Origin of the sequence: Coleofasciculus sp. FACHB-542 (assembly GCF_014695825.1) — a bacterium.
Classification (GTDB): Bacteria; Cyanobacteriota; Cyanobacteriia; order Cyanobacteriales; family FACHB-T130; genus FACHB-T130.
The window spans coordinates 17,408-29,449 of the sequence record NZ_JACJPB010000036.1 but is presented as its reverse complement, the minus strand read 5'-3'; the positions used below and the strand labels follow the sequence as shown (position 1 = coordinate 29,449).

Annotated in this window: 9 protein-coding genes; all 9 read right to left on the bottom strand. The window is 43.5% G+C overall.

Annotation, left to right across the window (positions count from 1 at the left end):
* Positions 1–2: 2 nt before the first annotated feature.
* Entirely contained in the window at positions 3–287 is a 285-nt protein-coding gene (locus tag H6F52_RS12075; protein ID WP_190410579.1) for a TIGR02450 family Trp-rich protein, read from the bottom strand.
* 229 nt (positions 288–516) lie between these two features.
* Positions 517–711 carry a hypothetical protein gene (locus H6F52_RS12070; RefSeq protein WP_190534917.1) on the bottom strand — a complete coding sequence of 65 codons (195 nt, stop codon included), beginning with the start codon at positions 709–711 and terminating at the stop codon, positions 517–519.
* Between the two features lie 29 nt (positions 712–740).
* Positions 741–1,709 (bottom strand): transposase, encoded by a 969-nt coding sequence (locus H6F52_RS12065; protein WP_190534914.1) that lies wholly within the window; start codon positions 1,707–1,709, stop codon positions 741–743.
* Entirely contained in the window at positions 1,706–3,676 is a 1,971-nt protein-coding gene (locus H6F52_RS12060) for a S9 family peptidase (RefSeq protein ID WP_190534911.1), read from the bottom strand. Before H6F52_RS12060 ends, H6F52_RS12065 begins: the two co-directional genes overlap by 4 nt.
* A 366-nt stretch (positions 3,677–4,042) precedes the next feature.
* The gene (locus H6F52_RS12055; protein WP_190534908.1) at positions 4,043–4,927 is read right to left on the bottom strand and encodes a hypothetical protein; all 885 of its coding nucleotides are present in this window, start codon (positions 4,925–4,927) and stop codon (positions 4,043–4,045) included.
* A 47-nt stretch (positions 4,928–4,974) separates the two neighbouring features.
* Complete coding sequence (gene truB, locus H6F52_RS12050) at positions 4,975–5,886, bottom strand: tRNA pseudouridine(55) synthase TruB (protein ID WP_190534905.1); 912 nt, start codon at positions 5,884–5,886, stop codon at positions 4,975–4,977.
* Between the two features lie 20 nt (positions 5,887–5,906).
* The gene (locus tag H6F52_RS12045; protein ID WP_190439323.1) at positions 5,907–6,650 is read right to left on the bottom strand and encodes a DUF1963 domain-containing protein; all 744 of its coding nucleotides are present in this window, start codon (positions 6,648–6,650) and stop codon (positions 5,907–5,909) included.
* A 7-nt stretch (positions 6,651–6,657) separates the two neighbouring features.
* Positions 6,658–8,442: an alpha/beta hydrolase gene (locus tag H6F52_RS12040; protein WP_242033928.1), complete on the bottom strand. Its 1,785-nt coding sequence runs from the start codon at positions 8,440–8,442 to the stop codon at positions 6,658–6,660.
* 115 nt (positions 8,443–8,557) lie between these two features.
* The gene (locus tag H6F52_RS12035; RefSeq protein ID WP_190534901.1) at positions 8,558–11,611 is read right to left on the bottom strand and encodes a response regulator; all 3,054 of its coding nucleotides are present in this window, start codon (positions 11,609–11,611) and stop codon (positions 8,558–8,560) included.
* Between the last annotated feature and the right edge of the window lie 431 nt (positions 11,612–12,042).

Sequence of the window (12,042 nt, the reverse complement as noted above, 5' to 3'; positions counted from 1 at the left end):
TATTAAAAATTAGAAATGATTGGACTTTCAATATTTAATTCGCTATTTTCCTTTTCCTCCATTTCTTGCAAAGATTGCCAGCCTGCTTGCCACTGGGAGGGATTTTTTAGCAGCTTGGCGTTAATCCAGAAACGCACATTTGGGTCACAGGAAGCAACCATTTCTGCAAAAACAAACTTGCCTTGGTTTTTGCGATTCACTACCTGAAAATGTCGCCATCCCCACGTTTTTTGCTGGGCTGTCCATTTGGAACCAACTAAGTAGGGGAATTTTTGTTTTTTCTGCATTTCCTATTCAATCAAATATTATTCAGCAAAAACCACCCAATCATATTGCTAATTTCTTGGCGCTTCTCAATTAGGCGTTTTTGTACGGCGTTATTGGGACAAAATGGCTCTTAATTTTAGGCAAACAATAGACGGATGAAGAAGGGAAGGGTGCGATAGCAAAGCGCCGACCTGTCGGTTCGCTTTCCCCACGACTCACAAGCGCGATCGCACCCTGCTACCTGCACCTTTACTCAAGAGGGTGTTTTGAATCACTCTCAGCCAAGTAAACATTTTCCAGAGATTCTCTAGTCGTGTCGAGATGTTCTGGTTCTTGTGTCGTTTCCGCTGGTGATTCGACTTCGCCTGCTTCAATTTGCTGCTGGAATTCTAGCAGCGTCTCATACATTTCTTCGTTAATGTTGAATATCGGTTCGTCAGGCATGAATTAATCTCCGTTTAAAAATTGTGACTTTAAGCTGTTTCCGATTCTTCCTGAGAGGTAAGCTGGGCGATCGCTTGTTGGAATTCTTCCAAGGAGCTAATGGTAATTGCCCGCTTCAGAAGCTGTTTTAGCACTGCCGAATCTTCGAGATTATTGATACTCTCAGCAATCGAGCTGGGCACCGTTTCAAACCGTGTCTCCAAAACTTCGATGACATTCTCTCTAGAATTCTGTACGATTCCCTTGCGGATGCCTCTGCGCTCAATTGGCGTGATAAAGGGCATTCTTCTTTCCTCCTCGTAACGACTTAGTGTTTCTTCAAACCCAAACTGTAATTCCTCTGGTAACACCATCATCCATTCAATTAACCGGAACAACTCTAGGATGTTTTCCCGGCTGTAACCTCGTTCATATAGCCCTCGAACTAGGCTCAATTTCCACTCTAACCGTCCTTCGGGATTGCGGCGCGTTGCCTGTGCTTTCAGATGAGCCATGATGATGACAGCAAAAGGATTAGTGCTTTGCTCTAAACTTTGCCACTGCGCTTCATAGTCCAATAGTTTGACAGTGGGAAACCGCAAACTAACTCTTGCGCCCCAAATTTCATAGCCATAACTCTGCGGACGCCAAGACACTTGCTCGTCTGCTAAAACTGCTAAGCTGGCAACTTGCCGCCGGTATCGGTCAAAAAGGCGGTAATTATAGACATACATCCGCTCAGCAAAATTAGCATCGACTTTGCTTTGAACTTCGATGTGAATCAGTACCCAAGTTTCTTCGCCGTTTTGTCGCCAGACTTTTACCAGTTTATCGACTCGACGCCTCCCCAGTTCTGCATCGCGGACGACTTGTTGAAGTTCGGTGTCGAGAAATTCGTAGCCCTGCGACCAGTAGATGTCAGCATAAGCTTGCGGGAAGAAGAAAGCCATGAAGTCAGTAAAATAAATCTCCAAAGCTTCCTTCCAAGGGCTATCGTAATCAGCCTGAGGGTTGGTCATGATTCAGGAAGATTCGCGATCGCAACTGGCTCCACGGGATCGGCAAGCTCAAACTGGAAGACGCGAGAATAAAAGTAAAATTCCCCATCAATGGCGCGTTTAATATTCTCCGAACGGCGGAAACCGTGCTGTTCGCCCTCAAAAGGAACATAAGCGACGGGCAACCCTTTGGCACGTAGCGCCTCTACCATCATTTCTGCTTGGTTGGGTGGGACAACTTTGTCTTCTAGCCCTTGAAAGAAAATGACCGGACAAGAGAGATTCTCCGTAAAGTAAATAGGCGATCGCTCCTGATAAATATCTTGCCGTTCTGGGTAAGGGCCAATCAGCCGATCCAGATAGCGCGATTCAAATTTGTGGGTATCTCTAACCAGCGCCTCTAAGTCGCTGACGCCGTAGTAACTTGCACCTGCCTTGAAGATATCGCGGAAAGTCAGGGCGCACAGCGTCGTGTAGCCACCCGCACTACCACCAGCGATCGCCATCCGGTTTCCATCCGCCAAGCCTTGCTGAGCCAGATACCGCGCCCCATTCACGCAATCATCCACGTCCACAATTCCCCACAGCCCATCTAGCCGCTGATGGTAGGCGCGTCCATAGCCGGTGCTGCCGCCATAATTCACATCTAGATAAGCAAATCCGCGACTTGTCCAGTATTGAATCCGCAAGTTCAGCTGGCTAGAGGTGGCTGCTGTCGGCCCTCCGTGGCTTTTGACGACTAAGGGCGGCAACTCACCATCGGGTGCCGTATAGTCGCGGTTTTGGGGCGGATAGAAGAAAGCGTGAGCGGTTAATCCGTTCTCAGTTGGAAATTCAATCGGTTGCGGGACAGACAAATACCCAGCATCAATTTCTAACTTACTGGATCGCTGCAACACTTCTATTTGCCGCGTAGCCAGATCCATTTGGATAATCGAGCTAAATTTGGTCGGTGAACCAGCAATAAATCCCACACGACCCGCAGATGCTTTGAGGGATGAAATTTCAGTGTAGTCCGTCTCAATTTGCTCCAGTCCTGTCTCCGTGTCGAGGCTCGCCAAATGCCAAATGCCTCGCTGAGTATAGGTGCAGATAATGCGTTCTTCAGATTCAAAGGCATAGGTAGACATCCCAAAAACCCACTGCGGAAGCCCAAATTCAGCCTCCATCTCGCACAGCGGTTTAACCTCTTTTTCCCCCTTTTTAAGGGAGGTTAGGGAGGATCGAGATTGCCATCTGTAGAGATTCCACCACCCACTGCGATCGCTAACAAAGTGTAAAATGCCATCCGGCGACCATTCTGGCTGAAAAATAGACTCATCAACGCCACCAGCAACCCGTTGGCTTTCACCCAAGGAACCATCCGCTTTAATCTGTGCAACCCATAATTCGGTTCCATCCCACGGCAGATTCGGATGATTCCAAGTTAACCAAGCCAGCTGAGAACCGTCAGGACTGAGACGTGGAGATGAGTAAAAGTCGTTTCCAGACACTAACACCCGAATATCATCACCATCTTCCAAGTTGATGCTAACCAAGGTATTGATTGGTTCGCGATCGCCTGTGGTGTGGTCTTCGCGCACAACATACAACCGCCGCTGTTTCCGGTCAATTACTCCATCTGCATAGCAGAAGCTTCCTTCTGGTGTCAGCGGTTGCGGTTCTGCACCTGGAGTCTGCCGATAAAGGCGCTGATCCGCAAAATTAGAAAAATAAATAGTGCCATCAGCGACGCAGAAGGCACCGCCGCCGTATTCATTGACGCGGGTTCGGACGTTAAAGGGAGGTGGAGTAACATCAATCGTTTTCTCCTCTGGGGTACGTCGCACAATCACAGTCCGTCCGGCTTCTGCGGGTCGCCCCTCAATCCAGTAAATATCCTCGCCATCAAAGGCAATCTGCCCCACTCCAATCGTTTCAGAAACAATTAAGTCAGAGGTGATGGGCGATTTCCAGGAACCATAAGGTGCTACTTGTGCTTGGGTCATGTTTTTACTCCTATAGGAAAATATCGATCGATGTGTCTACTTTAGGACTAAATTACTTTCTTCCGAGTATTAGATTACTGGAGTTTAGTAGGCTGGTTTGAGGAACGGAACCCAGCACAAGAGTTAAATTTCACTATTTTTAAACCCAAGCTATAGACTCAGTAATTTTGAATCAACAAGAAAGTTTGTAAACAGGCGAAATGGGACATCTCTATCGCAATCCTATTGGAGTGTTGAGATGCTGGCCCTTTCGCTTCCCGACTTCTTAGAGAAGTCGGGGATCTCGCCTTCACAACTTAGGACTGCTCTACAAAGTCTATCGTTCCAAAAAGAACTCGTAAGAGTTTATATCCAACAGTTTAATTTTTATTGAGGAGGAAACTGCTGTTCATTGACGATGGTAAATCCCGAAGAGACTGAGCCATAGGAACGAACTTTGTCAAGAATTTTCACTAATTCCCTTGAAGGTTTCCGGGTGGAAATCTTCTGTCGAGACCTTTTTTGAAAATTAAAAACTTCTATGGGGCCTGGTTCGCTAGGATTCTCGCAAGCAAAAACTATCTCAGAAGATGAAATAAATCCTAAATAGGAATTGCTTTCAAATCCTTCACAATTGGAAAAAGCTAATATTTTATAACTATTAAGAGTATCTAAAACTAGATGATTAACCCAAGAGTTATTCAATCCATCAAAAACATCTAATCTTAGCACTAAATATCTATCATCCGGGGAAAAAGAGACTGGATTAGCAATAACGTAGTTATGAATATTGTTACTTAAGCCCAGAATATCTCCCAGCCTTTTTGTACTTGATAGTCCATCCTTTTCAATCACTAATTCTCCAAGGATTTTATCAGCAGTATTGGGATTACATTTTATCAACAAGTTATTGTTTGCCCGACTGTTGGCTTGACCAACTCTCCGAATATTCATATTCAGATAAATTGAATTGATCCCATTCGGTGAGGTTAGTTTCTGGGATTGATAGCTAACTTGCGTAGAACCCTGACAATTTCCATTCAGTCTGCTAATAATTTCTCGACTTAAAGTGGCGAAATCAGAATCTTGAGCCGATGATTTGTTCGCGTAGCTCGAAATAAATCCAAGAATAATTGCAATATAAATTAACGTTGATTTTAGCGATCGCATCCAAAATTCTCTCCAAAAGCAGCCAAGTCGTTCGCACACGGCTATCATGCGGCCAGTTCTAACTCTAAAACGATTATCCTGGCGACCGGCTCGCAGAGGCATCGCAGCGATCGCGCACGCGAGAAAGCGGGTGTTCCTCTAAACATGGCTCAAAGTGGCTCAAATACCATCAGAGGAACCAGTAGATAGCCAGTTTCTAAGGCAAGCAGGCAGCCTATGCCCAAAAAACGACCCTCTTCATCGTTCAGCCGCAACTTTCCCTCTTCAGCGTCCGTCAAGGCAGGAAAGGAAAGGGGGCGAAAAGGAATGCGCTGACCTTGGCACCAGGCTTTAGCGTCTGTTGCTTGTAAGGTGACAGCTGGGAGATGCCCCAAAGCTGCCGACGCTAGAATTGGATGAAACGTTCCTTGTTTGAGCTGTTCTTCCAATTCTTCAAAAGTCAGGCTATCTGATAGCTGGAAGCCGCTACTCTCAGTGCGAGTCAGGGCGGCAAGGGTGCCGCCAGTTGCACACGCCAAACCTAAATCGCGAGCGATCGCTCTAATATAAGTTCCAGGGCCACAAGCGATCGCGACATCTAATTCAGGAAAATCTCCTTCTCTCCACTCCAATATTTCTAGCTTATAAACTTCCACCTCTCGCGCTGGAACTTCAATAATTTCCCCCGCCCGTGCCCTATCGTACAGGCGTTTTCCCTCAACTTGAATGGCACTATAATTTGGCGGCACTTGCTGAATTTTGCCCTCAAATTTCTTTAAGGCTGCTTGCACCTGTTGTAAAGTTAATTCTGGTACTGGCTGGGTGCTGATTATTTCCCCTTCCAAGTCATCAGTCGTCGTCCTTACTCCCAGCCGAATCGTCCCCCGATAAGCCTTATCCTGCCGCAGATATTGCAACAGTCGCGTCGCCTTGCCCAGCGCAATTGGTAACACGCCAGTCGCAGCCGGATCTAAAGTTCCTGCGTGTCCCACGCGCTTGAGGCGCAAGAGTTTTCGCACCTTGGCGACACAATCGTGAGAAGTGAATCCAACAGGTTTATTTAAGTTAAGAAATCCTTGCATTTAATCCTATAAGTTTTTAATTAGTGGCACTGCCACAGACAAGCAGCTTGTTCCTTATGTTTTGGGCATTGGACGAGATATGCTGCTCCCATATCACCCCAGTTATAAAGAATATTATTGTTATCATCTCCTGAATCAATTTGAAAAATAAATTGATTCATTTCGCGGTTACAAGTTGGACAATTTGGATATTCAGGAAATTGTACCCAACTAGGCCAACCAGCTAACTTGTCTTCTCTTCGAGGGCGCTTGTAGACAATATCAAAAGCTTTATTATCTATTGTATAGTTATCTAGTTCTATCTCTTCCCTGCCAGGATACTCGTCCCTTTGTTCCCATCCTACAATTAACTTAGCAGGAAATAAATCTTCTATTTCTGGGATATCCATCTCTGATGGTGTGGTGTTTGGTTGGATAATTCTCACGAGTTTAGTTGTTGCAAATGGTTCCCAAGCCTCACAATCAACCTCGCAAAGAGGCTTGTCGTAGCTAGTACAATAAAAAAATTGTAATAAACCGTTGCCAAACTTTCCATTCAAGCTTTCAGGCAACTTATCAAGATTCAGTTGCAAAAATAGCTGCATTGGCTTTTGACAATTAGGACAAGTAGGCCAAGTCTCATCGGCACTCAGCCAAGGTTTTCCAGCAAACTTTGATGCAGTTAAATCTCCATCACCTTCTTGAACGATAGGTTTCCAAGCTGAACGCTTAACACTGCTTAGTTTTTGTTTTAGTTGAGCTAATTTCAAATCATCCGATTGCATATTCTAGTTAAGGTGTAGGAGCAATATTTTTCGGGTAAGGCACACCTAACGCCTCTACCCTATCCCCTGGCAGAGATGGGGAAGAATTCCTCTCGTCCCCTTGCAGGGGAAGGGCTGGGGGAGAGCTTAACTGAAAAGTATTGGGTGTAGGAGATGGGATTGGCTGAGCAGTAGAAGTATTGCTGATTCCCTGCAATTGTTCCTCTGTTAAAGACTGAATCAAAACTAAAGGAATCTCATCTCGACTGATATATTGAGCGTAAGAAGCATTCAGGTATTGTTGATATTCTGGCTCGTTAGAAACATAGGTTTTAAAAAAAGCTAGGCTCAGGGCTTTCACATATCCAAAAGCAGTCACGGGATTTGGTCCCGCAACTTGTGGCGGAATCTTGACTACCCCAGTACCTTCAAACGCTTCTCCCAAAGTGGAAAAATGCGTTGCCTTTTTCATTAAAACCAGATATTTGTTGGGGGTTGTCAGCCAAGTGAAGGGTTTAATCTGTTCTGATAAAGCGGGTGCGGCGGTATCGTTACTGCTGGCAAATAACATTATCGGAACTTTGATGCCGCTCATCTCACTTTTTCCGAAGATGCTACTATCAACTGGATTGATCGCGATCGCTGCCTTAATTCGGTCATCCCCCAATTGATAATCAATTTGCGGCAATAGCAGCGCCCGACACTGGAGCAACAGCGACAGATTCAACGAACTATTGATAGCAGTGCAATCTTTTTCCAGGTTCTCAAAATTAATTTCTGCACCCGCCAGCGCCAACGCTGTGTAGCCGCCAAACGATTGACCAAGGACGCCGACGTTTTGCATATCTAGTCGTCCTCGATAAGTAGCTGCCAGTTGATCTAGCAAATACTTCATATCTAGAGGACGGTCAACCGCCTCGCTGGGAGGAGCCGCATCGCTTGTCAGACCGCTAATTAGAGCCTGCAACTGCTGGGAATTACTGCCTGGATGCTCTGGCAGAGCCACTGCAAATCCATGAGAGGCTAGGTGTCTCGCCAGGTAGGCATAGGACAAGCGATCGCTTCCCAGCCCATGAGAAATTACAATCACAGGTGCGGCTCGTCCGCTCAACTGCGGCAGATAAACATCGACTGGGAAGGTACGGCTGCGGCTGAGGTCATTGAGCGTCAGGGTTTGCATTTCCCAGCTTAGCGGCCCTGGTTGCTGTAAATCCCGCCCTGCGGGAATATTAGACGGTGTTGCCATTTGTGATGGCTGAAAGGGCATCTGAGTGGATGACTGAGCTGAGATTTCAGCCAAAGCTTCCTGTTCAACAGCAGCGATCGCTCCTTGAGTTTTCCCGATTAGGTTGCTCAGCTCATCAATAATCTCAAAGCCCCGATCCGAATTAATCCGAATTGCGTAAGTCGGAAACTTTCGCAGTACATTCAGTGGCGTCAATCCTTGTGGATCGGCAGCAGCTTGAATTAAAGCAGCTCGAATTGCATAAAAACCCGGTTGAAACGCTTTTGTTTGAATAATTTCGCCAACCCGCCGCAGCAGAATTTCCCCCTGCGGTGTGTAGAGAAATTGAGCCACTGCCACCGGACTCACATTCGCACGAGTTTGCAAAATCCTCCGTAACTGCTCTAGCTGTTCCGGCTTAAAAAATTGAGCATAAAACCCTAAATCCTGATTGATTTTGCCTTCCCTGGCATATTCTTCCAGTGCCGAAACCGGAAGGGATAACTGTATCGGTCCATAGGAAATAAATATTTTTTCCGCAGCCAAAACCCGACTCGGCATCAAAGCCGTTACAGAAGGTAAAACCATTCCTAGACAGAGACCTGGAAGGCTTAAAAGCAAGCGTTTAATCGCAGAATTGGTAATCGGCGATGTAGGTTGCCTTTGCAACCCACTCTTTAAACATCCCTCCCTGTTGTTTTGCCTAAAAGGCTTCCTCGAAAGACTCAATTTCGTCCCATCTTTCATCGGTTCCCTGTTTTTGCAATCTCTGGCAACGTTTAACATAGAGGCTAGCCGCTTTATCTTGATTATTTTGCTCTAAGACGTTCTTGAAAATTTCTTCCGCAGAGGCATATTTTTGGCTGTAATAGAGATGAATTCCCAATTCAAAAGAGCTTCTGGTTTTGCTTTTTAGCTCTAAAGTCTCTAAGATAACACCATCAAAAACTTCAAAAATAGGCGATAAATCTTTACGACCTTTAATATGAACTTTATCCAAGAATCTATAATTATATCGAGTGGGATCTTCTAAACCCAGCAAAGTCTTTTCACTAATAATAATAGAAGCTCCGTAGGCTTTGGTCAAATCTTCCAGACGAGACGCCAGATTCACTGCATCTGAAATCACTGTCCCTTCCATACGCTGTTCATCTCCAATCGTGCCTAGCATCAAACTGCCGCTATGGATGCCAATGCCGATAGCGATAGGAGGTAAATTGCTTCTTCGGCGTTCCATATTGTACTGCGAAACTTGTTTTTGCATTTCAATCGCTGCCCGCAAAGCATCTTCAGCGCTTTCCGGGAAAAGCGCCATCACCGCATCTCCAATATATTTATCTATAAAACCATTATTATTCCGGATAACGGGACTCACCCGACTCAAGTAGGAATTAATAAAATTAAAATTCTCTTTGGGTGACATCGCCTCTGAAAGGCTCGTAAAGTTGCGAATGTCAGAAAAGAGGATTGTCATGTCTTTCTGCACTTGATCGCCTAGCTTTACATTAACAATGCTTTCTTCTCCCAGCAAACTAATAAATTGACGGGGCACAAATCGACCATAAGCAATATTTATTTTGGAAAGCTCAAGATGAGTCTCTATTCGTGCTATTAATTCGTGTCTTGAAATAGGTTTAGTTAGATAATCATTGGCTCCTGACCCAAAGGTTTCTAATAAATTAGCAACGCTATGCGCTTCTGTCACAATCACAATTGGTAATTCATTGGCAGGGAAAGTTTGGCGAATTTTTTTGCAAACTTCATAGCCTGACATTTTTGGCATCATTACATCAAGTAAAATTAAATCAGGCTTTAGACCTTGCTCAATGGCTTCTAAAGCAGCGATTCCATTCCTCGCTTGATAAACCGTATAATTTTCCAAATAGAGATAATTGTTAAGGATCTGAAGATTAACCGGATCGTCATCTACAATTAAAATTTTAAATTTTCCTTCTTGGGGTGCAGGTTGTAGGTAATCTTGTAACCTTTCAAACTGAAAGTTTTGAATTTCAACCTCTTTTGAACTGAGTTCTTTGGAAAGCGTTTGTTGTATACTTTCCAATTTTCCTGCCAGCGGTAGCGTAAAAGTAAACCGCGAACCTTTTTTTAGAATGGATTCTACGTAAATTTTGCCGCCATGCAATTCCACCAGTTGTTTAGTAACTGCAAGGCGGATGCCCGTCCCTACGTAAGGTCTAGAAATAGATTCTTCGGTAAGTTCAAAAGCATCAAAAATGGTATTTATTCTATTGATTGGAATGCCAATTCCGGTATCTGCAACCGTAATTTCCATGTAATTATCCGCAACTGAAGAAACAACTTGTATACTACCTGTATCAGTAAATTTAATCGCATTACTAACTAAATTATGCAGGATTTGTTGAACTCTATTTTCATCAGCACATACCATTGGTACAGTAGGTTCAATTCGATTAACCAAGCGCAAACCTTTGATATCTGCGAAAGGTTTAGCAAGAGTTAAAACTACATCGGCAATTTCTTGCATTCCTACTGGTCTGAGTTTTAAACCCAGTGTTTTATGCTTAAGTTTTTCTAAATCAACAATATCGTTAACCATATTTGCTAGCCGTTGACCGCTTTGCAAAATCATTAACAAATTTTGCTTTTGAATTTCCGACAGTTGTCCAGCAGCTCCCTCTAAAAGAGAGTCAGTGATACCGATTATTTCATTTAAAGGAGTTTGTAGCTCTTGGGAAGTATTAGCTAAAAATTCATCTTTTAGTTGATTGATTTGTAATAAATCTTTATTTTTGGATTCTAGGTTTTGGGCATAGTCTCGTATTTCCGCTACCATCGAATTAAAGGCATCTGCCAACAGTCCCAACTCATCTTTGCTTTTAACATCTATAAAGATGTCAAAGTTGCGATCGCATACTTTTTGAGCACCTTCTAATAATTTTTCGATAGGGTTTCCCAACCAACGCGCCAGCAAAAATGCGACGAGCAGTGATAAGGCTAAACTAATACTAATAATACTGATGCAAATATATCGTAATTTGTGAATTTGATTGATTTCGTGGGTACCGTCGTACTCTAAAACTAAAACAGCAATAACATTATCTTTTTCATCTTTAATGGGAATGGCTGCTTTGAGAAAAGTGCCAACTTCATCTGTATAAAATTTTTTGCCGGCTTGTGCTTCCCCCTCAAAAGCTTGCTGTAGTTCATTTTGCTCAGTTGCGTATAAATCTCCAATCAATTTTTCTTTCTGATCTAGTGTTTTTTGAGAAGCGTCATGAGCCAGAAACTTGACAATTCGATATCTCGGAGATTCTGGAATGCTGACAATAAGATAGGTTGAGCGAATGAGCGGAATCTTGTCTTTTGCTTCCGATGTTTGCCTCAAGAATCTCACAGGAAATACTTTTCTCCGGCTGCTATTTCTGATTTTTATCAAAATTTTTACAAGAGCTTGATACTCCGGGGACTTTATATATTCTTGAGCAATTTTAGGTGGTAAAGAAGCCGTGATTTCTCCAGGTTCTAGGGTTCTGATTTTTTCGCTTATAGGCAAAGAATTTTTTTCAAGGGACTTACGAAGCTGCTGAATTGTTTGTTTTTCGTCTTGCTCTAACGAAGATGCTCCTTGACGACCTACATCTTTCAGCCGCTCTGACATCTGGTTTAAAACAATTTGATTTGTTTTTGAGTAGAAAAAATAAACGCTAGTGCTGGTGACTCCAACTGAAAGAAGCGAGATAGCCAGCCCTATTTTCACCGCGAAGGGAAATTTCATATTCGGGATTCTGGAAAAGTTATATTTCTGTGATATTTCTAATTATTTTTATGAATCAATGATTATCTTAGTAAATATCCTTAAATGGCTTAAAGTTATACTAAAAATTTTAAGTCTAACCCCCCTAAGCGGTATACATCAGTTTGTTAATTCTTGCAACCTATTTTCTAGGTAGGGGAAACAGGCTGAGCTTTTGCTTACTTTTTTTGCTGAAAGGATACAAAAGGAAGTTTTACCATATCAATACCTTTTTTAAGGTTTATTTTGACTCTATAGTGGTTTATTTCTCGGTTGAAAAGATATTTTCGATGACTAGGGTTGAAAGAGACTGGAGAAGCCTAAATTTGGGATGAATAACTCTCTATTAAGCTGCTGGAACAGAAAAAACATTTTCCCTTCAAACCCGTTAAATTCTGCAAAAATGGGTTGCT